This window comes from Salinarimonas ramus (assembly GCF_014645695.1).
In the GTDB taxonomy this organism is placed as follows: Bacteria; Pseudomonadota; Alphaproteobacteria; order Rhizobiales; family Beijerinckiaceae; genus Salinarimonas; species Salinarimonas ramus.
On the sequence record NZ_BMMF01000009.1, the window covers coordinates 42571 to 66346 of the forward strand.

A 23776-nucleotide genomic window follows, 5' to 3' on the forward strand; every position below is an offset into this window, starting at 1 on the left:
CGGCTCATGCCGTTCTTGCGTCTCGTGCCGTTCTCGAAGAGCGCGCCGCCGGGCATGGGAGCCCGGCGGCGCGATCCGTCGATCAGGTCGCGCTGTCGGGCAGCGCACCCGAAGCCGCGGGCGGGACCGGAGCGACGACCGGCACGGCCGCCGTCTCGCCCCTGCGCGTCTTCCAGAGGCTGAAGGCGAAGCCGGCGAAGAGCAGGCCGAAGGTCACGCCCAGCGAGACCGGCGGGGGAAACTTCTCCCAGCCCATCACGTCGGCGATGAAGATCTTCGAGCCGATGAAGACCAGCACCGCGGAGAGCGCGTATTTCAGGTACTCGAACCGGTGCACCAGCGCCGACAGCATGAAGAACATCGCCCGCAGCCCGAGGATGGCGAAGATGTTCGAGGTGAAGACGATGAACGGGTCCGTGGTGATGGTGAAGATCGCCGGGATCGAATCCACCGCGAAGATCACGTCCGCGAGCTCGACGCACACGAGCGCCAGGAAGAGCGGCGTCGCGTGCCAGGCGAGACGCCCGGTCTTGTGCGAGGGCAGCTTCAGCCAGAAGCGGTCCTGGTCCACGCGATCGGTGACGTGGAACCGCTTGCGCATGAACTTCAGGACGGCGTTGCCCTCGACGTCGTAATGATCGTCGCCGCCCGCCGACAGCAGCATCTTGATGCCGGTGAAGATCAGGAAGGCGGCGAACAAGTAGAGCACCCAGTGGAACTGGGCGACGAGGCCGGCACCCAGCCCGATCATGATGCCGCGCAGCACGATCACGCCGAGAATGCCCCAGAACAGGATCCTGTGCTGGAAGGCGCGCGGGATGGCGAAGTAGGAGAGGATGACGCCGATGACGAAGACGTTGTCCATCGAGAGACTCTTCTCGACGGCGTAGCCCGTCAGGTACTGCATGCCCGAATCCGGGCCGAGGTACCACCAGACGAAGCCGCCGTAGGAGAGGCCGAGGCCGATGTAGAACAGCGAGAGGAGGATGCTCTCGCGCAGCGCGATCTCGTGGGCCTTCCTGTGCAGGACGCCGAGATCGAAGGCGAGGATGAGCCCGACGACGCCGAGGAAAGCGATCCACAGCCAAGCGGGCTTGCCGAGAAACTCGGCAAACAGGAACGTGAGCTCCATTTTCGGGGGTGACCGGCGCCGACGAGCCGATGCGAGGATCCGACATCGCGGGGTGGTCGGCTCATTCCCGCCAGAGGGGCCCGGATCCTGGTTGTGCGCCGGTTTCGCACGAAACCGCACGCTCGGCAAGTGGAATCGCGCGCCCCGCCGAGATGCCGCACCCGCGGCTCACCCGGCGAGCCGGCGCACCAATTGCCCGCGTCCGCGCGGCGCGGCGCCGAGGCCGCCGACGATGCCGGCTGCGAGGGCGGCGGCGAGGCCGAGCGCGAGCGGGAGCACGAGCGCGACGATGCCCGGCGCGAAATCGACGCGAAGCCCCGCGCTCGCCAGCCAGAAGCTCCCCGCGAGCCCGGCGCCGCCGCCGACGAGCGCCGCCAGCGCGCCGATCGTCCCGGCTTCCGCGAGGCGCGCCGCCGCGATCTCCCGGCGCGAGGCGCCCACCAGCGTGAAGGCCAGCGCCTGCCGCTCGCGGGAATCGACGTCGGCGGCGACGATGGCGGTGAGCGCCAGCGCGCCGACGACGAGGAGGAGCCCGGCGATGGCGAGAGAGGCGAGCCCTGCGCCCTCGACGACGCGGGTGAGGTCGTCGACGATGCGGCGCACGTCGATGGCCGTGACGCCGGGCGCATCGCGCGCGAGATCGGCGACGAGGGCGTCCACGGCCGCGTCGGTCTCGCCCTCCAACGTCACGATCCAGGAATGGGGCGCGTCGCGGAACGGCACGGGGGAAGCGACGAGCAGGAATTCCGGGCGGAAGGTGCGGTGGTACTCCATGCGGATATTGGCCACCTCCGCCGTGAAGGAGCGGCCCAGCACGCTGAAGGTCAGCGTGTCGCCGGGCACGAGGTCGAAAGCCTCCTGCACGTCCTCCTCCGCGGAGACGAGGGGCGGGCCGGCATAGTCGACGGGCCACCACGCGCCGCCGAGGAGCTCGGCGCCCGTCGGCTCCGCCGCCCAGGCGAAGGACCGATCTCCGGAGATCACCCAGTCCTTGTCCTCGCGCACCAGCGCTTCGGCGGCCGGGACGCCGTTCACGGCGGTGATCGTGGCGCGCATGAAGGGCGAGGCCTGCAGGCCGCCGAGAAGCGGGTCGGCCTCGACGCGCGCCGTCAGCGGCCCGATGCCCGCCTGCTGAACGTCGAGGAGGACGAGATCGGGAATGCGGTCGGGAAGCTCGGCCCGCAACGCCGTATCGAGCGAGCGCTGCGCGCCGACGACCGCCGTGATCCCGGCGATGCCGATGCCGATGGCGACGGCGCGCATGGCGGCCTTGGCGGGATCGTCGAGCCCCTGCAGCGCCACGCGGGCGACGAAGCCGCGCGGCTTCACCCGCGCGGCGGCGCGCGCCACGAGCCAGCCGGCGCCGGCGAGAAGCGCCGCCGCGAGGACGAGGCCGAAAGCGGCGGTGGCGGCGAGGATCTCGTCGGGAAGGCCGAGGATCGCGAGGAGGATCGCCGCGGCGATGGCGGCGGCGCCGAGCGCCGCGTCGCGCGGGCGGGGCGTCGGGATCGTGTCGGCGCTGCGCATGGCGGCGCCCGGCGGCGTGCGCGCCGCGCCCGACAGCGCGGACGCGCAGGCGCCCGCGATGCCGATGGCGAGGGTGAGCGCCGCGAGCGCACCCGCCGAGGCGAGCGCCGCCGGCTGCCAGGGCAGGTGGAGCCGCGCGGCGAGGAGGTCCATGAGGACGAACGCGAGCACGCCCGCGCCGGCGAGCCCCAGCGCGATGCCGATGCCGGCGGCGATCGCCACCAGGACACCGTGGAGCGCGACGACGAGGCCGGGCTCGGCGCCGGACAGCCGATAGAGCGCGATGGTGCGCACGCGCCGCCCGATCCAGACCCGCGAGGCCGCCCACGCGCCGGTGAGCCCGATGGCGAGCGCCACCATGGCGGCGATGCCGAGGAAGGTGGTGACCCGCGCGACCGTCTCGCGTACGCGATCGCCGGCATCCGCCGGGGTCTCGAGCTCCCAGCCGCGCTCGGGCTCCAGCGCGGCGACCGCCGCGGCGAGCGCCTGCGCATCGCCGTCATCGGCGCGGAGGCGGTAGCGATAGTCGACGAGCCCCTGCGAGGAGAGGAGGCCTGCGGCACGACCGGCCGCCTCGGACACGATCACCCGCGGCCCGACGAGGAAGCCCGCGGAGAGCCGGTCGGGCTCTCGCAGGAGCACGGCGCGGATCTCGAACGTGCCGCCGCCGAGGGTCATCGTGTCGCCCACCGAGAGGCCGAGCCGCGACAGCAGCGCCGGCTCGACGACCGTGCCGGGCAGGCCCTCGCGCTCGGACAGCGCCTCGGCGAGGGTCGGGACGCCGTCGGCGCTCTGCGCGAGGGCGATCTCGCCGACCAGCGGATAGGCGTCGTCGACCACCTTCGCCTCGACGGGCGTGCGCGCGTCGCCGGCGATGGCCGTGGAGCGCAGCTCGGAGACCTCCGACAGCGTTCCCAGATCCGCGAGCCGCACCACGAGATCGGCGTCGAGCGGCGCGTTCACCACCTCCACGGCGACGTCGCCGCCGAGCATGATGGTGCCGTTCTCCGACAGTGCGCGGGAGAGCCCCGCGCCCAGCATCCACACCGCGCCGAGCATGAAGGCGGCGATGGCGACGCAGGCGATGAAGAGGCGCAAGCCGGCGATGCCGGCGGCGAGCTCGGCGCGCACGAGGCGCCGCAACGGCGAGATCCCGGACGAAGCGCCGCTCATCCCCGCGCTCCCGCCGCTACGGGGTCCCGAACCACGCGCTCCTCGACGATGCGCCCCTCGTCGATGGCGACGATGCGGTCGCAAGCCCGCGCCAGCGCCTCGTCGTGGGTGACGAGGACGAGAGCCGCACCGCTCGCGCGGGTGAGCGAGAACATCACCTGCGCGACATGCTCGCCCGTGCGCCGGTCGAGATTACCGGTGGGCTCGTCGGCGAGGACGAGACGCGGGCCGGCGACGAAGGCGCGCGCCACGGCGACGCGCTGCTGCTCGCCGCCCGACAGCGAGGAGGGGCGATGCGACATGCGGTGCCCGAGCCCGACCTCGCGCAGCATGGCTTGCGCCGCGGCCTCGCCGCCCTCCTCGCCGGCGAGGACGAGAGGCAGCGCCACGTTCTCGAGCGCGGTCATGGCCGGGACGAGATGATACGCCTGGAAGACGATGCCGATGTCGCGCCGCCTGAGCGCCGTGCGCGTGCGCTCGTCGGCGCTCTCGAGCGCGGTCCCGAGCACCCGCACGCTCCCCCCGGTGGGCGTCTCGAGCCCGCCCACGACGGCGATGAGCGAGGACTTGCCCGAGCCCGACGGCCCCGTCACCGCGACGATCTCCCCCGCCCGCACGGCGAGGTCGACGCCCCGCAGCACCGCGATCTCGCCCTCCGGCGAGGGATAGGAGAGGCGCAGGTCGACGAGGGAGACGACGACGTCGGACGGTTTCGCGGGAGAGGGAGGAAACGAGGTCTCGGGAGCGTGCACGCGCGGGGGCCTCCGGAAGGGATACGGAGGAGATCTATGCACCCGCGCCGCCGTGTCGAGCCGGCTACCGGCGGTTCGGCGCACGCGAGGGCCGGCCTCACGCGAGCGTGAACGGGAGGCGAGCAGCGCGCTGGCGATTGCGCCGTTCGCGGCAGCCACCTATCTTGACCGCATGATCCGCTTCAAGTTCGCGCCCGACAAGGCCTACGCGGCCTTGCACATGATGGTGGACGCCCATTCCGGCATCGATCTGCATGCCGCGCTGAAGGCGTGCTACTTCGCGGACAAGACGCATTTGAACGCGCACTATCGCCCGATCTTCGGCGCGACCTACCGCGCCATGCGCTTCGGCCCGGTGCCGCTCGAGATCTACGAGATGGCGAAGGGCGAATCGCTGTGGCTCGCGGAGCTGGAGGTCGACGGGGTGCCTTGGTCGCTCGAAGGATATCGCCTGCAGCGCAGGGTCGCCCAGCAGGTCGACACGTCCCCGCTCTCGCCCAGCAACCTCGAGCACCTTCGAGCGGGTCTCGATCTGTCGCTCTCGATGAGCTTCACCGAGCGCACGGCGGCGACGCACGGCGCGGATTGGCAGGCCGCCGAGCTCGGCCTGATGCAGTACGAGGACATGCTGGAGGAGCGCCCGGAGAAGAGCGAGATCATCGCCTCGCTCCGGGAGAAAGCCCGCTTCATGAGGCTCTGACGTGAGCCTCATCAGACCGAGGCAGGTCATCGTCATACCGGACGACACGGTGCGGCCGCCCAAGCCGAAGATGGTGGCCTGCGTCGAGCCGACGCTCGGGCTCTTCTACAGGATCAATACCAAGCGATGGCCGCCGGCCGTCAAGCTGGTGCGCGATCCGCTGCATCCGTTCCTCGACCACGACAGCTATCTCGAATGCGGCGATCCGCTGGAGCTGGACGACTACATCGTCGACGCCAGCCTGCGCCGCAACGGCGTCGTGGGCGAGGTCCATCGAAGCCTGAGCAACGAGATCGTCGGACTGCTCGCCCTGGCGACGACGCTGCGCGAAGGCGATCGCCGGAAGATCATCGAGGCTCTCTCCTGAGAGGATCGCCTCCCTTCCCGCACCTTCTCCCTCACACGGTCCGCGTCACCTTCGCGAGGTGCGACGGGGCGTCCGGGTCGTGGCCGCGGGCGCGGGCGGCTTGCTCGATCACGCGGTAGAAAGCGCACAAGGCCACGAGCGGATCGAGGAGCGGGGCGCCGGTCGCGGCGGTGCGCAGGCCCCCGTGCGAGGGGTCGGCCACGGGGCCGACGACGCGCACCTGCGCGCCCTGGCCGGCGAGCCCGTCGAGGGCGCGCTCGCTCGCGGCGCGTGCGGCGTCGTCCGCGACGAAGGCGAGGACGGGGAAGCCCGCGGCGACGAGCTGCTTGGGCCCGTGCTGCACCTCTGCGAGCGAGATCGCCTCGGCATGGAGCGCGGCCGTCTCCTTGGCCTTGAGCGCCGCCTCGCGGGCGACGCCGTAGCCCGGCCCGCGGCCGAGCACGAAGAGCGAGCGCGCCGCCACGAGCCCTTCGACGAGCCCCTCGACGTCGCCCTCGCTCGGCGCGGCGAGCGCCTCCGGCAGGGCCGCGAGCCCGGCTGCGAGGGTCGCGTCCCCCGAGGCGGCGGCGACGATGCCGGCGAGGAGCGCGGCGGATGCGAGGCAGGTCTTGGTGGCCGCGACGCTCTTCTCCTCCCCCGCGTGCAGCGGCACGACGAGGTCGGCGCCCGCGGCGAGCGGGCTGTCGGCGACGTTGACGAGGGCGATCGTCGTCGCCCCGCCTTCCCGGGCCGCCTTCTGCAGCGCGATGATGTCCGGGCTCGCGCCCGATTGCGAGACGGAGATATGCACCGCCCCCTCGAGCCGCAGCCGCGCCCCGTAGGCGGAGGCGACGGAGGGGCCGATCGAGGCGACGGGGATGCCGAGCACGATGGCGCTGAGATACTCGAAGACGCTCACCGCGTTGTCGGAGGAGCCGCGGGCGGCGGTGGTGATCAGCGGCGGCGGCGCATCGGCGAGGCGCCGGCCGATGCGCGCCAGCGTCTCGCGCTCGCACGCGAGGGCGCGGGCGACGACCGCGGACGCCTCGTCGGTCTCGGCGCGCATCAGGCTCGTCGTCATCGGCTCTCTCCGTCGGCTTTCGGTGGGGGCGAGGATGCTCTGCGGGCGGTGCGCGCGTCGAGATGCAGGATCACGACGATGAGCGCCGCGCCCGCCACCATGCCCCAGGTCGGCCGCTCCCCGAAGACGAGATAGCCCGTCGCGGCGGAGAAGACGATCGACAGGTAGCCGATCGGCGCGAGCACGCTCGCGGGTGCGGCCCGGTAGGCGCGCAAGAAGCAATATTGGCCGGCCTGCGCGAGGAGCCCCGCGCACACGATCGCCGGCAGGTCGTCGGGCGAGAGCGCCACCCAGGCCGCGCCGGCGAAGGGCGCGGTGAGGATCGCGAGGCCCAGCGTATAGAACACCATCATCACGGTGGGGCTCTCCGTGCGCAGCGCCCGCGTCTGCACTGCGGCGAGCGAGCCGAACAGCACCGAGGCGCCCGCCGCGAGAAGGCCCACGTTCCACACGGCGCCGGAGGGCGCGATCATCACGACGACGGCGCCGAGCGCTGCTATCGCGTAGAGCCAGCGCGCCCGCATTACGCGCTCGCCGAGCAGCAGCACCGCGAGCGTCATGGCGACGAGGGGGCGGGTGAAGCCGATGGCCGTCACCAGCGCCAGCGGCAGCGCGGCGAGCGCGGCGAAATTGCCGGTGAGCGCCGCCGCGTTGCACGCGACGCGGAAGGCGTGGCGCCCCGCGCGGCGCGTGCCGATCACCTCGGCGCGATGGCGCCAGACGAGGGGCGCGATGGCGACGAGCCCGATCGTCGCGCGCAGGAACACGAGCTGCACCGCCGGATAGGTCGCGCCCTGCGCCTTGACGATCGCCGCCATGATCGACACGAGCGTCATGTCGGCGAGGAGCCAGGCGATGCCCGCCCGGCTCTCGTCGGCGCTCTCGCTCGCGAGGCTCGCCATCGCTGTCAGGAGGCCGGCTGGACGAGGTTCGCCATCAGCCGGAAGGCACCGGGGACGAGCCGGTCGAGCTGGTGGTGCAGGACGAGGCTCGTGTGCGTGTGGCGCCCGCGCCCGATCCGCGCCGAGACGAGCGCCCCGTCGAGCGGCGCCTCGCCGGGATCGTTCATGGCGAGCAGCGGCTCGTAGGCGGGATCGCGCTCGGCGGCGAAATAGAGCCCGCGCTCCTTGTCCCAGCCCTCCCAATCGGCGGGTCCGATGCGGTTGGGGCCGGCGAGGAGCGGGTGGTCGGGCGCGCGCACGGTGACGGGCGCGGCCGGGTTCGTCACCCGCCAGCGCAGCGACGGCGAGCCGATGGCGAGCGGGCGCGGCGGCGTCGCGGCCGGGTCCCAGGCGTCGCTCGGGCGATGGTAGAGCGTCACGAGATGCCCGCCGCCCTCGACGAAGGCGTGGAGGCGCGCCGTCGCCGCCGTGAGATCGGGACGCAGCTTGAAGGCGAAGATTCCCACCACGATCGTCGTGAAGCGGGTCAGGTCGCCGGCGAGATCCGCGGCGGTGAGCATGGCGACGTCGAGCCCCATGCGCTCGAGCCACGTCCCCACCCGGTCGGCGCCACCGCCGACATAGCCGATCCGCGCACCTTCGGGGAGCGCGAGGTCGAGGGCGATGAGGCGCAACATAGCCGGCTCACGATAGGCGGTCGCGCCGATATGCGGGTAGCGGATCGGGGTGATCCGCCAGGCCGGGCCCGCGTCCGTACGAGCGGGGAATTGGTGGAGGCCGGGCCGGAGATCCCCGCTCGCTTCGATGCGCAGGCGGCCCTCGCCGCCGGTGACGCGGAAGCCCTCCGGCGTGTCGAGGGCGATCTCCGGCCCCTCGACGGAGATCGCCCAGGCGCGCCTGGGATCGGCGAGCGGCGCGATGATCGCATCCGGCGAGAGCGCGACGGAGGACGTCGGGGCGATGGCGAAGGCGTCCGCGAGATCGAGGCGCGCTTTCGCGCGACGCCCGCCGATCGTCGCTTCGATCGTTGGGACGAGGGGGCCGTTGCCGCCGATCGCGTTCCAGTCCGGCGGGTAGAGCGGCGAGAGCGGCGCGTCCTGCGCGGCCGCGAGGGCGAAGCGGAAGGCCGCGTCGCCGTCCTCGTCCCGCTGCCGCTCGGCGGAGAGGCCCGCCGGCGTCTCGACGGTGACGGCGATCTCCTCCGCCGCACCGGTCTCCGCGACGCGGACGTCGAGCCTTCCGCTCTCCCCCGGCGCGAGGCGGGCCGGCCGCGCCTGCGCTGAGACGACGAGCCCGCTCGCCTCGACGAGGGCGGCGTCGAGCGCGAGCGCGGTGCGCTCTAGGCGATGGCCGTGCAGCATGAGGAAGCCCGCATCCGCGTCCGCACGCGCCCGGTCGAGAGCGCCCGCCGCGGCGGCGAGCGCCTCGACGATCCGCGCGCGATCGGGGAAGGCGGCGAGCGCCGCATCGATGGCGTAGCGCGCCGCCACGAGATCGCGGGCGGCGGCCTCCGTTCCCGCGAGCGGGGCGAGATCGGCGAGCGTCGCGGGAAGGCCGTCGAGGAGATGCGCCTCGTGCGCCCCCGCTCCGGCGGGTCCCTCGACGAGGTGGAGCGCGTAGGCGCGCCGCGCCGTGTCGCGGAAGGCGCCCATGCCCTGGCTCGCATGGTAGAAGCGCGAATATTCGCCGATGCGGTCGTATTCCGCACCGCTGATCGGCTCGCGGCCGGGGATGGCAATGCGCAGCGTCTGCGCCGGCGGCGGGGTCTCGTCGTCGTAGGTGTCGCCGCCGCCGGACCAGGCGGGGAGATAGGCCTTCGTCACGCGCCAGGGCGCGAGCCCGTCGAGCGCATGCTCGGGATGAGCCTCCGGGTCCGCCGCGACCGGGATCGCGGCGAGCGCCGCACGGGTCATGGCGCGGTGGTGCCCGTGCTGGCCCGGCACGTCGAGGAAGGTCGGCAGCACGATGTCGGGGCGCCAGCGCCGATAGGCGCGCACCAGCCGCTCGACGATGCGCGCCTCGCCCCAGCGCGACAGCGTGTCGTCGCCGTTCTTCGAGAAGCCGAAATCGTGCACCGGATCGCCCGGCCCGTGCCCGAGCCACACGACGTCCGCGTCGAGCTCGCGGGCGGCCTCCTCCATCTCGCGGGTGCGCAGGACGCCGAGCGCGCCGACGCGCTCGGGCCCGAGCGCGTTCTGCCCGCCCTCGCCGCGGGTGGAGCAGGCGACGGCGACGGAAAGCCCCATCCCGTAGCGCAGATAGGCGAGGAGGCCGGAATGCTCGTCGTCGGGATGCGCACCCGTGTTCATGAAGGCGCACACGCCGCGAAGCCGAGAGAGGCGGCGGTGCAGGCGCAGGATCGCCGGGTCCGCCCTGTCGCGGGCGAGGCGCTCACGGGCGCTCGGTTCGGGGAGGCTGGTCATGTGGGGGCGACCTTCTCGTTCTCATCTCGGCGTCGCACGTGAAGCGGCGGCGCTCGCGGTGTCGAGCTTGGGTGTCAGCGTGTCGAGGACGGGGAGGGAGGCCGCGCCGAGCGCCGCCGTCAGCTGCCCGGTCTGGCCGCGCACGACGCGCGGCATCGCCCGCGCCCGCCGGCTCGCCACCGAGACCGGCAGCGGGTCGAGAGCGGCGATGAGCGCGTCCGTCAGGGCGTCCGGCATCACCCCGCCGAAGACGATCGTCTCCGGGTCGAGGATGTTCTCGAGCGTCGCGATCATCGGCGCGAGATGCGCCGCCGCCTCGCGGATCCAGGCGGAGAGCGTCGGGTCGCCGTCGGCGAGGAGCCGCTCCAGCGAGGCCGCGTCCGGCGCCGGCACGGCGTTCGCCGCGAGGCGCTCGCGCAGGGCCTGGAGCGAGGCGTACTGCTCCAGGCAGCCACGCTGGCCGCATTGGCACGCCCGCCCGCCGGGAGCGACGACGGCGTGGCCGATCTCGCCGGCATTGCCGAAGGCGCCGCGATAGGGCCGGCCCTCGTGGATGATCCCGAGGCCGAGGCCCGCGCCGAAATAGAGCAGGCAGAAGGTCTGGACGTGGCGTCCCGCGCCGAAGAGCCGCTCGCCGACGGCGGCCGCGGTAGCGTCGTTCTCGACGACGACCGGGCGCCCCACCGCCTGCGACAGAGCCGGGCCCGGCGCGATGCCGCCCCAGCCGGAGAGCGTGGTGGGGCCCACCGACGTCATGCCCTCGATCTCGAAGGGTCCCGGCATGACGACGCCGACCCCGAGCACGTCCGGCGGCGCGGCGTCCGCGGCGGCGCCCGCGAGAAGCGCGGCTTCGAGCGCCGCGATCTCGGCGGCGACGCGCGGCAGGACGACCTCCGGGATCGTGTCCTCGAGCGCCGAGACGCGCTGCGCGCGCAAGCCGCCCGCGAGGTCGAGCGCGACGGTCACGACGTGGTCGGCGGCGATCTCGACGCCGATCGTGACGGGCCCGTCCGGATTGACCGCGAACTGGATCGGCGGCTGGCCGCGCCCGCGGCGCAGGCGCCCCACCTCCACGAGGAAGCGCTCGGCGACGAGCTCCTCGACGATGTTCGCCACCGCCTGGGGCGTGAGATGCGCGAGCTCGGCGATGCGCGTGCGGCCCACGGGCCCGTGCACGCGCACGACGTCGAGCACGACGCGACGATTGTGGCTCCTGTTGCGCTCGGGATTGCTCCCGATCGCCACGCGATGCCCGCCCGTCGCTCGTCCAGCCTGCCTCATCCGCCGCACCTCCGCCCGCCAGCATCGGCGAGCGCTCCGAATAACTCAAGTGGATTATTTTATTGACAGGAGACGAGCCGGCTCGGATCCTGACGGCGAGTGAGCCCCCACGCTGCGCTCGACCAGAGACGGGACATGCCGGGCGGCCGGGATGCGGCCGAACCGGTCCATGCGGAGGAACTGATGCGCAAGACCCTCTTGAAGGCCGGCCTTCTCGCCGGCGCCGGCCTCTTCGCCGCCAATGCGGCGCAGGCCGTCGAGATCGAGTACTGGCAGTACGTGTTCGACGCCCGCGTCAAGGCGATGGACCAGCTCATCGAGAATTTCGAGGCGGCCAACCCGGGCGTCACCGTCGAGCACGTCACCTTCCCCTATGCCGACTACCAGACGCGCGTCGTCGCCGCCCACGCGGCCGGTCGCGGGCCTGACGTGGTGCAGCTCTTCTACGGCTGGACGGACAATTTCGTCGACGGCGGCATCCTGCAGCCGCTCTCGCAGGAAGCCTTCCCGCCGGCCGAGATCGAGGAGGACTTCTTCCCGATCGTCACCGCGATGAAGCGCGAGGGCGCGTATTACGGCCTGCCGACCGCCGTGCGCTCGCTGGCCCTGTTCTACAACAAGGACCTGTTCGAGGAGGCCGGCCTCGATCCCGAGAACCCGCCGCAGACCCTCGACGAGTGGGTCGCCGCCGCCGAGGCGACGACGAAGCGCGACGGCGCCGGCAACATGATCTCGGCGGGCACCACGCTCGACATGGCGGGCCAGGATCACCATTGGTGGCGCGAGGTGCTCGTGCGCCAGTTCGGCGGCGCGCCCTACACGGACGACTACCGCACGGTGACCTACGACGGCGACGCCGGGCGCGAAGCGCTCGAATGGTACACGAGCCTGCAGACCGAGAAGGGTGTCGGCGCCGCCGGCTTCATGGACGAGGGCCAGGCCGCCTTCCGCGCCGGCCTCGCCGCCATGACCATCGACGGCACGTTCCGGCTGGGCGCCTTCCGCTCCATCGAGAACTTCGAGTGGGGCGTCACCGAGCTGCCGGCCGGCCCCGACGGCACGCGCTCCAACTATTCGAGCTACTTCGCCAACGGCATCGGCGCGTCCGCCGAGGGCGAGGAGCTCGAGGCGGCGGAGAAGTTCCTGGCCTACATCACATCCCCCGAGGCGATGGAGATCTGGCTCGAGACCGTGGGCGAGCTGCCCGCGCGTCGCGAGGTGGCGCTGACCGAGGCGAACCTCGCCGACCCGATCTACGGGCCGTTCCTGCGCGGGCTCGACTACGCCCACACCACGCTGTTCGTGGACGAGGCGGCGCAGCGCCAGCTGATCATCGACGCCACGAACCGCATCCTCCTCCAGGACGTCGCGCCGGCCGACGCGCTGGCGGACGCGGCCGAGGAGGAGCAGGAGCTCATCGACGCGCGCAACTGAGCGCTCGACGATCCGCATGGAAAACGGGGGAGGGAGGTCGATCATGGCGCAGACGAACGATGCGAGCGCCGCGCTGCGGGCGCCCTCCCCCGGCCTCGCCGAGGAGCCGGCCCGCGGCTGGCATCGGCTCTCCATGAGCCAGAAGCAGGTCGTCTGGGCGTGGGGCTTCCTCGCCGTGCCGATCCTGTTCTACGCGGGCATCCGCTTCTACCCGACGCTCGACGCGTTCTGGCTGTCGCTTACGGACTGGAACCTCTTGCGTCCCGCCCGCTTCATCGGGCTCGAGAACTACGCGGAGCTCGTCTCCGATCCGGACTTCTGGCAGGTGTTCGAGAACACCTTCGCCTACCTGCTCATCGGCACGCCCACGAGCATCGTCATCGCCTTCGTGATCGCCTACTACCTCGATCGCGTGCGGTTCATGCACGGCTTCATCCGGGCGCTCTACTTCCTGCCCTTCCTGACGACGGCGGCGGCCATGGCCTGGGTCTGGCGCTGGTTCTACCAGCCCCCGCCCATCGGCGCGATCAACGGCTTCCTCGGCAGCTTCGGCATTCCCGCGCAGCCCTTCCTGCGCTCCACCGAGCAGGCGCTGCCGGCGATCATGGTCACCGCGATCTGGGCCGGGCTCGGCTTCCAGATCATCATCTTCATGGCGGGGCTGCGGGCGATCCCGGGCACGTACTACGAGGCCGCCCGTATCGACGGGCTCGGCGAATTCGCGATCCTGCGCAAGATCACGCTGCCGCTGCTCAAGCCGACGACGGTGTTCCTCGTCGTGCTCTCCTCCATCGGCTTCCTGCGGATCTTCGACCAGGTCTACAACATGACCACGAACGATCCCGGCGGGCCGCTCGGCTCCACGAAGCCGCTCGTGCTGATGATCTACCAGAGCGCCTTCTCGTCCTACGAGATGGGCTACGCCGCGGCGCAGACCGTGGTGCTCTTCTCGATCCTGCTCGCGGTCTCGCTCCTGCAGCTCTGGATCCTGAGGGAGAGGACATGAGCGCGCGTACCGACATCCTCGACGCGCCGGCGGGCCCGCGCCCGCTGCGCCCCGGCCGCATCGTCGCCTGGACGCTGCTCCTCATCGGCGGCGTCGTCATGGTGACGCCGCTCCTCTTCATGTTCTCGACCTCGCTGAAGACGGCGGGCCAGGTCTACGACCTGCGGCTCATCCCGGCGAACCCGACGCTCGCGAACTACGTCGAGGTGCTGTCCGACGGGCGCTTCCTGCGCTGGTTCGTGAACTCCACCATCGTCGCCGTCGCCGTCACCCTGTCGAACCTCTTCTTCGACAGCCTGGTGGGCTACACGCTGGCGAAGTTCCGCTTCCGCGGGCGGATGATCGTCTTCATCGCGATCCTCTCGACGCTGATGATCCCCACCGAGATGCTCGTCATCCCCTGGTACCTGATGGCGAGCCAGCTCGGCTGGCTCGACACCTATTGGGGCATCATGTTCCCCGGCATGATGACGGCCTTCGGCACCTTCCTGATGAAGCAGTTCTTCGAGGGCGTGCCCGACGACTTCCTGGAGGCGGCGCGCATCGACGGGCTCAACGAGTTCCAGATCTGGTGGAAGGTGGCGATGCCGCTCGTCACTCCCGCCCTGTCCGCGCTCGCGATCTTCACCTTCCTCGGCAACTGGACGGCCTTCTTCTGGCCGCTGATCTCGGTGACGAGCCGCGAGCTCTACACGCTCCCCGTCGGGCTCTCGAGCTTCGCCGTCGAGCAGTCGATCCAATGGGAGATGATCATGACGGGCGCCGCGCTCGCCACCATCCCGACGCTCCTCGTCTTCATCGCGCTCCAGCGCTACATCGTGCGCGGCGTCATGCTCGCGGGGCTCAAGGGATGAGCGAGACTTCCCCGCAGGCGCGCGACGCGAGCGTCTTCCCCGATCCGGTCTACGCCCGCACGGTGCTGGCGCCGCTCTTCGACGCGGCGAAGACCTCCCACGTCGAGGGCTTTCGCGCCGTCGACGCCGCCCATTGCGTCATGCTCGCCGAGACCGGCATCCTGACGCGGCAGGAGGCCGGCGCCATCGCGCGCGCGCTCGCGGCGATCGAGCGCGAGATCGAGCCGGCTACCCTCGTCTATACGGGCGAGGTGGAGGACTATTTCTTCCTCGTCGAGCGCGAGCTGAAGGCCCGCGTCGGCGCCGATCTCGGCGGGCGGCTCCACACTGCGCGCTCCCGCAACGACATCGACCACACGCTCTTCAAGCTCGCGCTCAAGGCGCGCCTCGACGCGATCCTCGCCCGCGCGCGCACGCTGCTCGATGCGCTGATCGAGACGGCGAGCCGCGAGCGCGCCACGATCATCGTCGCCTACACCCACGGCCAGCCGGCGCAGCCGACCACCTTCGGGCATTATCTCGCGGCCATGATCGAGGTGCTGCTGCGCGACATGGCGCGGCTGGAGGAGGCGCGCGGCATCGTGGATCTCTGCCCGATGGGCGCCGCCGCGATCACGACGTCGGGCTTTCCCATCGACCGCGGGCTCGTCGCCCGTCTCCTCGGCTTCTCCGCGCCGCTGCGCAATTCCTATTCCTGCATCGCGGCGGTGGACTACCAGACGGCGACGTTCTCGGCGCTGGAGCTGCTCTTCCTGCATCTCGGCCGGCCGATCCAGGACTTCCAGGTCTGGTCGAGCTTCGAGGTGGGGCAGCTCTACGTGCCCAACGCGCTCGTGCAGATCTCCTCGATCATGCCGCAGAAGCGCAATCCCGTGCCCATCGAGCACCTGCGGCATCTGGCGAGCCAGGTCGTGGGCCGCGCCCGGGCGATGCGCGACGTGATGCACAACACGCCCTTCACCGACATGAACGACTCGGAGGGCGAGACCCAGGAGATGGGCTACCAGGCCTTCGCGGTCGCCGAGCGCGCGCTCGACCTCCTCGCCGCGCTCGTCGCGCAGGTGAGCATCGATCCCGCGCGCGTCGCGACCAACATCGCGCGCTCGTGCATCACCATCACCGAGCTCGCCGACACGCTGGTGCGCCGCGAGGGCCTCTCCTTCCGCGAGGCGCACGAGATCGCGGCGCAGACGGCGAAGGCGGTGGTCGCCGCCGGCGGCGATCTCGCCGCGAACGGCTTTTCGCCCTTCGCCGAGGCGTTCCGGCACGCGACGGGTCGCGCGAGCGCGCTCGACGAGGCGGCGTTCGCACAGGCCGTGTCGCCCGAGCATTTCGTCGCCGTGCGCGACCGGTTCGGCGGGCCGGCGGCGGCGCCGATGGAGGAGGCGCTTGGCGCCTATCGCGCGGCGTCCGACGGCCTCGCCGCGCGGGCGGCGGCGCGCGCGGCGCGCGAGCGCGAGGCTGCGGCCGAACGCACCCGGGCCTTCGAGGCCCTGATGGAGGTGAGGTGAGATGGCGACGATCGAGCTCGAGAACATCGTCAAGCGCTTCGGGTCGGCCACCGTCGTCCACGGCCTCGACCTCGCCATCGCCGACGGCGAGTTCGTCGCCCTCGTCGGGCCGTCGGGCTGCGGCAAGTCGACGACGCTGCGCATGATCGCGGGGCTGGAGGACGTCTCCGCGGGCACGCTGAGGATCGGAGGGGTCGTCGTGAACCATCACGAGCCCAAGCGCCGCAACGTGGCGATGGTCTTCCAGAACTACGCCATCTACCCCCACCTGACGGTGCGCGAGAACATCGCCTTCGGCCTCTACACGTCGGGCCTGCCCAAGGAGAAGAAGGCCGCGCGCGTCGACGAGGCGGCGCGCATCCTCGGGCTCGAGGACCTGCTCGAGCGGCGCCCGGCGGCGCTCTCGGGCGGGCAGCGCCAGCGCGTCGCCATCGGCCGCGCCATGGTGCGCAACCCCTCCGCCTTCCTGTTCGACGAGCCGCTCTCGAACCTCGACGCCCAGCTGCGCAACCAGATGCGCATCGAGATCAAGCGCCTCCACCAGCGCATCGGCGCCACCACCGTCTACGTCACTCACGACCAGGTCGAGGCGATGACGATGGCCGACCGCATCGTCGTCATGCGCGACGGGCGCATCCTGCAGATCGGCTCGCCGAGCGATCTCTACGACGCGCCCGCCGACGTCTTCACCGCCCGCTTCATCGGCACGCCGGCGATGAACCTCCTGCCCGCGCGCCACGCGGGCGAGGCCATCGCCGTGGACGGCGCGACGGGCACGATCCCCGCGCCGCCCTTCACGCGGGGGAGCGAGCGGCTCCTCGTGGGCGTACGCCCGCAGGACATGCGGGTCGCGTCGGACGAGGACGCGCAGGGCGCGCTCACGCTCACGGGAACCGTCACGGCCGTGGAGCCGCTGGGGCCGGAGACGCACGTGCATCTCGACACCGCGGGCGGCCCCGTGATCGCGCTGGCCGAGGGGCGCGGCGCGCCGGCCGTGGGCGCGCCGGCGACGGCGTTCGCACGTCTCGAGACGCTGCACTTCTTCGACGCGCAGACGGAGCGGGCGCTCTCCGGCAGAGCTGGCGCCGACGGCGCGCGGCGCACATGAGCGCGGGACGGGCGACGCACCACATGAGGCATCGCGACCGACGCACCGGCGCCGTCCTCTGCGTGGGGCGCATCTATTGCGATCTCGTCTTCACCGGCATCGAGGGCTTTCCCGCACTCGGCCGGGAGGTCTATGCGCGCGACATGGCCCTCGTCGCCGGCGGGGGCGCCTACATCGCCGCCGTGCACGCGGCCTCGCTCGGCCGCCGCACGGCCCTCGTGGCGCGCCTCGGGACGGACCGCCTCTCGACGGGGCTCGAGGACGAGCTGGCTGCGAGCGGCATCGACCTCTCCTTCCTCGACCGCGCGGCGCAGGCCGGCCCACAGGTGACGGTGGCCATGGTCGCGCAAGGCGAGCGCGCCTTCCTCACGCGGCGCGCCGGCCACGTCCTGCCCGCGACGCTCGACGCCGCCCTCGCCTGGGACGAGGCGGTGCATCTGCATATCGCCGAATACGCGACGCTCGCGGAGATCCCCGACCTCGTCGCCCGCGCTCGCGCGCAGGGGCTTTCGATCTCGCTCGACCCGAGCTGGGACGACGCGCTCATCCGCACGCCGGGCCTCGTCGAGGCCTGCGCCGGCGTCGATCTCTTCCTGCCCAACCTGGAGGAGGCCACCGCCATCACCGGCGAGACGAGCCCGGACCGCGCGCTCGCGGCCCTCGCCGCCCGCTTTCCCGCGGTGGCGCTGAAGGCCGGGGCCGACGGCGCCTTCTTCGCGGGCGGGGGCGTGCGCCTCCATCGCGCCGCAGAGCCCGTCCCCGTGATCGACACGACGGGCGCGGGCGACGCGTTCAACGCGGGCTTCGTCCACGCCTGGCTGTCGGGCGCGCCGCCGCAGGACGCGCTCGATCGCGCCATCGCGGCGGCGAGCGTCGCGATCCAGGGGCCCGGCGGGCGAGGCGCGCTCGTCTTCTGATCAGCTTTGCCCGAGAAGCGCGTCGATCTCGGCGCGCGTCGGCATGGAGGCCGCCGCGCCGGGGCGCGTGACGGAGATGGAGGCCGCCGCGCAGCCGAAGCGCGCGGCCTCGACGAGATCGCGCCCCTCCGCCAATGCCGTGGAGAAGGCGCCGGTGAAGGCGTCGCCCGCCCCCGTCGTCTCCACCACCGGGCCGACCTCGAAGGCCGGCAGTTGGACGCTGCGGGATCGATCGTGGACGAGCACGCCGCGGGCGCCCAGCGTGATCACCGCCGCGCCGGCACCGCGTGCGATGAGCGCGTCCGCCGCCCGCGCGGCGTCCTCCAGCGTCTCGACGGCGATGCCGGTGAGCGCCTCGGCCTCGCTCTCGTTGGGCGTGACCATGTCGCAGAGCGCGAGCGTCGCGTCCTCGAGGGGCGCGGCGGGCGCCGGGTTCAGGATCGTGCGCACGCCGGCCGCGCGCGCGATCTCGAGGGCGCGGATCGCGGCGGGCATGGGCTGCTCGAGCTGCGTCACGAACACCGCCGCGCCTTCGAGGAGCGCGGCCTGCGCCTCCACGTCGGCGGGAGTGAGCGTGCCGGCCGCGCCGGGCGCCACGATGATGGCGTTGTCGCCGCTCGCCTCGTCCACGAAGATGAAGGCAGCGCCCGTGTAGCTCCCGGCGTCCTGCGTCACGGCGGGGGTCACGCCCGCCTCGCGCCAGGTGGCGAGCGCCATCTCCGCGAAGGTGTCGCGCCCGAGCTTCGTGACGATGTGCGCGTCGCCTCCGGCCCTGGCCGCGGCAACGGCCTGGTTCGAGCCCTTGCCGCCGGGCCCGAGCGCGAAGGAGCGCCCGAGGATCGTCTCGCCCATGCGCGGCTGGCGCGCCGCGCGATAGGCGGTGTCGGCGACGAAGACGCCCAGGATCACGATCCGCCCGGCCATGCCCAGCCCCTCCCCGTCGTCCTGCGCGCCTCAGCCCGCCTCAGCCAGCCTCAGCCAGCCTTGGCGACCCCGATCTCGATCTCGCCGCCCTTGAGCGCGCCCTTGGCGAGGAAGCCCGCGGGCGTCTCCTCCGTCCAGCGCAGGGAGGCGGCGAGGGTCTCGCCCGTGACCATCGCCTCGAAGGCGGCCACGTCGGCGCGCGCGCCGTCCTCCCCGCGCAATTCGAGCACGATGCGATCCGCCACGTCGAGGCCGGCATCCTTGCGCGCCGTCTGCACGAGGCGGATCAGGTCGCGCGCCACGCCCTCGCGCTCGAGCTCGGCGTCGAGCGCCGTGTCGAGGACGACGACGCCCGTTCCCGACGCGAAGGGCATTGCGTCGACGCCGCCCTTGGCCTCGAATCGGAACTGGAACTCGCCCGGCTCGATCACCGCCCCCTCGACGGCGACGCGTCCCGCCTCGCCCGGCGCCCAGGCGCCGTCGAGACCCGCCTTGCGCACCGCGCCGAGCGCCTTGCCCAGCCGCTTGCCGACCTTCGGGTCGACGGCGACCACGGTCTTGCCGAAGCGGCCGGGATCGTCGACGAGGACGACCTCCTTCACGTTGACCTCGTCGGCGACGAGATCCTTCATCGGCGCGAGCGTCGCGCAATCGGCGAAGGCCACCGTCAGCGAGCGCAGCGGCTGGCGCACGCGCAAGCCCTTCTCGGTGCGGATCGAGAGCGCCGCCGAGCAGACCTCGCGGGCGAGGTCCATGCGCCGCACCAGCTCCGGGTCCGACGGGATCGCGGCGGCGTCCGGCCAGTCCGCGAGGTGCACGCTCTCCCCGTCGCAGAGCACGGAATGGACGTGCTCGGTGAGGAAGGGCAGGAACGGCGCGAGCGCCCGCGTCGCCGTCACGAGCACGGTGTAGAGCGTGTCGTAGGCGTCGCGCTTGTCGGGCGTCATCTCCGCGCCCCAGAACCGGTCGCGCGACCGCCGGATGTACCAGTTGTTGAGCGTGTCGATGAAGGGCAGGTAGGCGGCGCAAGCCCGCGGAATGTCGAGCTCGTCGAGCGCGCCCTCGACGCCGCGCACGAAATCGCCGGTCTTCGCGAGGATGTAGCGATCGAGCTCGCCCGTGGCGTCCGTGCGGTACGTGGCGCGGTAGCCGTCCGTGTTGGCGTAGAGCGAGAAGAAGTACACCGCGTTCCAATAGGGCAGCATCACCTGCCGCACGGTCTCGGCGATGGCGCGTCCGTCCTTGGGCATGGCGAGGTCGCCGCCGGTCAGGAGCGGCGAGGAGACCATGTACCAGCGCAGCGCATCCGCCCCGTGCGTGTTGAACACGTCCACGGGGTCGGGATAGTTCTTCAGTCGCTTGGAGAGCTTCTGCTTGTTCTCGTCGAGCACGACGCCGTGGCAGACGCAGGACTTGAACGGCGCGCGGTCGAAGAGCGCGGTGGAGAGCACCATCAGCGTGTAGAACCAGCCGCGGGTCTGGGCCACGTACTCGACGATGAAGTCGCCGGGGAAGTGGCTCTCGAACCAGTCCTTGTTCTCGAACGGATAGTGTACCTGCGCGAAGGGCATGGAGCCCGATTCGAACCAGCAGTCGAACACGTCCTCGATGCGGCGCATGGTGGACTTGCCGGTCGGATCGTCCGGGTTCGGGCGCGTCAGCGCGTCGATGGCCGGGCGGTGCAGGTCCTCGAGCTTCACGCCGAAGTCCCGCTCCAGCTCCTCGATGGAGCCGTAGACGTCCACGCGCGGATAGTTCGTGTCGTCCGACTTCCACACGGGAAGCGGCGAGCCCCAGAAGCGGTTGCGCGAGATGTTCCAGTCGTGCGCGTTCTCCAGCCACTTGCCGAAGAGGCCGTCGCGCACGTGATCGGGCACCCAGCGGATGTCCTTGTTCAGCTCGACCATGCGGTCACGGAAGGCCGAGACCTTCACGTACCAGGACTGCACCGCCTTGTAGATCAGCGGCTGATCCGTGCGCCAGCAATGCGGATAGGAGTGGTCGTAGCTCTCGTGGCGCAGCACCCGCCCCTCGGCCTTGAGGTCGCGGATGATGTCCTTGTTGGCCTCGAAGACGTTCTTGCCCGCATAGGGCGGCACCTGGTCGGTGAAGTTGCCGGCGAGGTCCACGGGGTCGATCACCGGGATGCCGGCGGCGGTGGCCACCCGCATGTCGTCCTCGCCGAAGGCGGGCGCGAGATGCACCACGCCCGTGCCGCCGTCGAGCTCGACGAAGTCGCCCGCGATCACCTGGAAGGCGTTGGGCGCATCCTCGAAGAACGGGAAGAGCGGCGTGTAGCGGCGCCCGACGAGGTCGGAGCCCTTCACCGTGCCGACCGGCTCGTAGCCCTCGAGCTCCTTCGCATAGGCCTCGACCCGCGCCTGCGCGACGATCGCCCGCTCACCGCCCTTGGCGAGCACCGCGTAGTCGGCATCGGGATTGACCGCGAGCGCGAGGTTCGAGGGCAGCGTCCAGGGCGTCGTCGTCCAGGCGTAGAGCTTGGGCGCGATCTCCTCGCCCGGCGCCTTGTCCAGCGTGAAGCCGACCGTCAGCGCCGGGTCCTGGCGCATGCGGTAGGAGTTGTCGAGCCGCGTCTCGAAGTTCGAGAGTGGCGTCTGCACGGCCCAGGAATAGGGCACGACGCGGTAGCCCTCGTAGATCAAGCCCTTGTCCCACAACGTCTTGAACGCCCACAGCACGCTCTCCATGAAGGAGCGGTCCATGGTCTTGTAGTCGTTGCGGAAATCGACCCAGCGGCCCTGGCGCCCGACGTAGTATTCCCAGTCGTCCGTGAACTGCAGCACCGAGCGCCGGCAATGCGCGTTGAAGCGCTCGATGCCGTATTCCACGATGGACTGGCGGCCGGAGAGGTTCAGCTCCTTCTCCGAATGCAGCTCCGCCGGAAGCCCGTGGCAATCCCAGCCGAAGCGCCGGTCCACCGCCTTGCCCTTCATGGTCTGGTAGCGCGGCACCAGGTCTTTCACGAAGCCGGTGACCAGGTGCCCGTAATGCGGCAGGCCGTTGGCGAAGGGAGGCCCGTCGTAGAAGACGAATTCCTCGGCTCCCGCCTCCTTCCTCTGCTCGATCGAGCGCTCGAACGTCCGCTCGCTCTTCCAGCGCGCGGCGATCTTCTCCTCGAGATCGGGGAAGTTCGGGTTCTGCTCGACATTGGCGTAGGCGCGGGTCACGGGGCGGCCTCTTCATCTGTGCGGACCCGGTGAATTAAGCCCTCCCGCGCGGCGATGCAACGATGTGCGAAACCCCGCGGGCGCAAGGCGGACATGCGCCGCCCTCGCGGCGGTCGACAAGCCGCTCCGCCTCCCGCATCGTGCGCCGCGTTCGATCACGCGAGACGAGACGGAGGCGATCATGGCGGCAGCGGCACCCGGAGACGAGATCGGCGCGCGGGCGATGGCGATGATCGCCGATCTCGCCCGCCACACGGACGAGCCCGGCCGCCTCACCCGCCTCTACCTCTCCCCCGCCCATCGCGCCTGTGCGGACGCGACCGCCGCGCTCATGCGCGATGCCGGGCTCGCCGTGAGCGAGGACGCGCTCGGCACGATCGTCGGGCGCCGCGAGGGCCCGACGCCGGACGCGCCGACGCTGATGATCGGCTCGCATATCGACAGCGTCGTGAACGCCGGCATCTACGACGGGCCGCTCGGCGTCGTCTGCGGCATCCTCGCCGCCGACCTCCTGCGGAACGAGAGCCTGCCCTTCGCCCTCGAGATCCTCGCCTTCGGGGACGAGGAGAACGTGCGCTTCCCCACCTCCCTCGCCTCCTCCTCGGCGCTCGCCGGACATTTCAAGCCGGAATGGCTCGAGGGGCGCGACGCGGGCGGGACCAGCCTGCGCGAGGCGCTCCTCGCCTTCGGCGGCGATCCGGAGGGCATCGCGGCCATCGCCCGCGACCCGGCGCGGACGCTCGGCTATCTCGAGGTCCACATCGAGCAGGGCCCGGTGCTGGAAGCGCGCGACCTCGCGGTGGGCGTCGTCACCGCGATCAACGGCGCGACGCGCGCGCGCTGCACCGTCGAGGGCATGGCGGGTCACGCGGGCACCGTGCCCATGGGCATGCGCCAGGACGCGCTCGCGGCCACCGCGGAGATGATCGCCCTCGTCGAGCGCGCCGGCACCGCCGCCCGCGACGCGGTCGCGACCGTCGGCGTGTGCGAGGTCGAGCCCGGCGCGCTCAACGTGATCCCGGCACGCACGCGCTTCACCCTCGACATCCGCGCGCCCGACGACGCCGTGCGCGCCGCCCTCGTCGAGGAGATCGTCTCGGGCTGCCGCGCCATCGCCGAGCGCCGCGGCGTGACCTTCGCCGAGGAGCGCTTCATGGACCAGGCGGCCACCGCCATGGACGAGCGCCTCGCCGCCGCGCTGGAGACCGGCGCCGCCCGCGCCGGCGAGGCGACGATCCGCCTCCCCTCCGGCGCCGGCCACGACGCCGTCGCCACCGCCCGCCTGTGCCCCTCCGCCATGCTCTTCGTGCGCTGCGCGGGCGGCATCAGCCACAACCCGGCCGAGAGCATCGATGCGGCCGATGCGGGGGCGGCGGTGCGGACGCTGGTGGAGGCGGTGCGGGTGCTGGGGCAGGGGGCGGGGGGCTGACGTCCCCATTGCGCCGCGGCCCCGCTTCGCCCATCGTGGCGCGCCGGCGGTGGTGACCGGCGGCTCATACGTCCTTCGGATCGATCGG

18 protein-coding genes are annotated in these 23776 nt (G+C 72.0%); 9 read left to right on the forward strand and 9 right to left on the reverse strand.

Translation table 11 applies throughout. The features are described from left to right. Positions 1-82: 82 nt before the first annotated feature. The 3 genes from IEX89_RS15260 to IEX89_RS15270 all read right to left on the reverse strand — a co-directional run bounded on the left by IEX89_RS15260 (position 83) and on the right by IEX89_RS15270 (position 4584). Positions 83-1132 (reverse strand): TerC family protein, encoded by a 1050-nt coding sequence (locus IEX89_RS15260; RefSeq protein ID WP_188914106.1) that lies wholly within the window; start codon positions 1130-1132, stop codon positions 83-85. A gap of 168 nt (positions 1133-1300) precedes the next feature. Further along, positions 1301-3832 (reverse strand): ABC transporter permease, encoded by a 2532-nt coding sequence (locus IEX89_RS15265; RefSeq protein ID WP_188914107.1) that lies wholly within the window; start codon positions 3830-3832, stop codon positions 1301-1303. After that, positions 3829-4584, reverse strand: coding sequence for an ABC transporter ATP-binding protein (locus IEX89_RS15270; protein WP_188914108.1), 756 nt, complete (start codon positions 4582-4584; stop codon positions 3829-3831). The genes IEX89_RS15265 and IEX89_RS15270 overlap by 4 nt, the downstream gene beginning before the upstream one ends. A gap of 172 nt (positions 4585-4756) precedes the next feature. Here IEX89_RS15270 and IEX89_RS15275 point away from each other — a divergent pair, with 172 nt between their 5' ends. Together IEX89_RS15275 and IEX89_RS15280 are read left to right on the forward strand one after the other, a co-directional pair. After that, complete coding sequence (locus IEX89_RS15275) at positions 4757-5284, forward strand: type II toxin-antitoxin system antitoxin SocA domain-containing protein (protein WP_188914109.1); 528 nt, start codon at positions 4757-4759, stop codon at positions 5282-5284. A 49-nt stretch (positions 5285-5333) separates the two neighbouring features. Beyond that, on the forward strand, positions 5334-5651 hold the full coding sequence (locus IEX89_RS15280) for a hypothetical protein (protein ID WP_188914110.1): 318 nt from the start codon (positions 5334-5336) through the stop codon (positions 5649-5651). Between the two features lie 31 nt (positions 5652-5682). Here IEX89_RS15280 and IEX89_RS15285 read toward each other — a convergent pair whose 3' ends face one another. Genes IEX89_RS15285 through IEX89_RS15300 form a run of 4 tightly spaced genes read right to left on the reverse strand, consistent with a single transcriptional unit; the run spans position 5683 to position 11317 of the window. Beyond that, positions 5683-6711, reverse strand: a complete 1029-nt coding sequence (locus IEX89_RS15285) for an SIS domain-containing protein (protein ID WP_188914111.1) — start codon at positions 6709-6711, stop codon at positions 5683-5685. Continuing rightward, positions 6708-7613, reverse strand: coding sequence for a DMT family transporter (locus tag IEX89_RS15290; RefSeq protein WP_188914112.1), 906 nt, complete (start codon positions 7611-7613; stop codon positions 6708-6710). The genes IEX89_RS15285 and IEX89_RS15290 overlap by 4 nt, the downstream gene beginning before the upstream one ends. A 5-nt stretch (positions 7614-7618) precedes the next feature. After that, positions 7619-10036, reverse strand: a complete 2418-nt coding sequence (locus IEX89_RS15295) for a PIG-L family deacetylase (protein ID WP_188914113.1) — start codon at positions 10034-10036, stop codon at positions 7619-7621. A gap of 21 nt (positions 10037-10057) precedes the next feature. Then, on the reverse strand, positions 10058-11317 hold the full coding sequence (locus IEX89_RS15300; protein ID WP_188914114.1) for an ROK family protein: 1260 nt from the start codon (positions 11315-11317) through the stop codon (positions 10058-10060). Positions 11318-11500: 183 nt separating this feature from the next. Between IEX89_RS15300 and IEX89_RS15305 the strand changes: the two genes are divergently transcribed. The 6 genes from IEX89_RS15305 to IEX89_RS15330 all read left to right on the forward strand — a co-directional run bounded on the left by IEX89_RS15305 (position 11501) and on the right by IEX89_RS15330 (position 18147). Then, positions 11501-12751, forward strand: a complete 1251-nt coding sequence (locus tag IEX89_RS15305; protein ID WP_188914115.1) for a sugar ABC transporter substrate-binding protein — start codon at positions 11501-11503, stop codon at positions 12749-12751. Positions 12752-12884: 133 nt separating this feature from the next. Next, positions 12885-13757 carry a carbohydrate ABC transporter permease gene (locus IEX89_RS15310; protein WP_188914285.1) on the forward strand — a complete coding sequence of 291 codons (873 nt, stop codon included), beginning with the start codon at positions 12885-12887 and terminating at the stop codon, positions 13755-13757. Then, a complete protein-coding gene (locus IEX89_RS15315) occupies positions 13754-14611 on the forward strand; it encodes a carbohydrate ABC transporter permease (protein WP_188914116.1) in 858 nt (285 codons plus the stop codon). The genes IEX89_RS15310 and IEX89_RS15315 overlap by 4 nt, the downstream gene beginning before the upstream one ends. Continuing rightward, positions 14608-16122: an argininosuccinate lyase gene (gene argH, locus IEX89_RS15320; RefSeq protein ID WP_188914117.1), complete on the forward strand. Its 1515-nt coding sequence runs from the start codon at positions 14608-14610 to the stop codon at positions 16120-16122. Before IEX89_RS15315 ends, argH begins: the two co-directional genes overlap by 4 nt. A gap of 1 nt (position 16123) precedes the next feature. After that, complete coding sequence (locus IEX89_RS15325; RefSeq protein WP_188914118.1) at positions 16124-17230, forward strand: ABC transporter ATP-binding protein; 1107 nt, start codon at positions 16124-16126, stop codon at positions 17228-17230. A gap of 23 nt (positions 17231-17253) precedes the next feature. After that, positions 17254-18147, forward strand: coding sequence for a carbohydrate kinase family protein (locus IEX89_RS15330; RefSeq protein ID WP_188914119.1), 894 nt, complete (start codon positions 17254-17256; stop codon positions 18145-18147). Here IEX89_RS15330 and rbsK read toward each other — a convergent pair whose 3' ends face one another. Then, positions 18148-19071 (reverse strand): ribokinase, encoded by a 924-nt coding sequence (gene rbsK / locus IEX89_RS15335; RefSeq protein WP_188914120.1) that lies wholly within the window; start codon positions 19069-19071, stop codon positions 18148-18150. Between the two features lie 50 nt (positions 19072-19121). Next, positions 19122-22259, reverse strand: coding sequence for an isoleucine--tRNA ligase (gene ileS / locus IEX89_RS15340; protein WP_188914121.1), 3138 nt, complete (start codon positions 22257-22259; stop codon positions 19122-19124). A 181-nt stretch (positions 22260-22440) separates the two neighbouring features. Between ileS and IEX89_RS15345 the strand changes: the two genes are divergently transcribed. Beyond that, a complete protein-coding gene (locus IEX89_RS15345; protein WP_188914122.1) occupies positions 22441-23688 on the forward strand; it encodes an allantoate amidohydrolase in 1248 nt (415 codons plus the stop codon). Positions 23689-23776 lie beyond the last annotated feature (88 nt).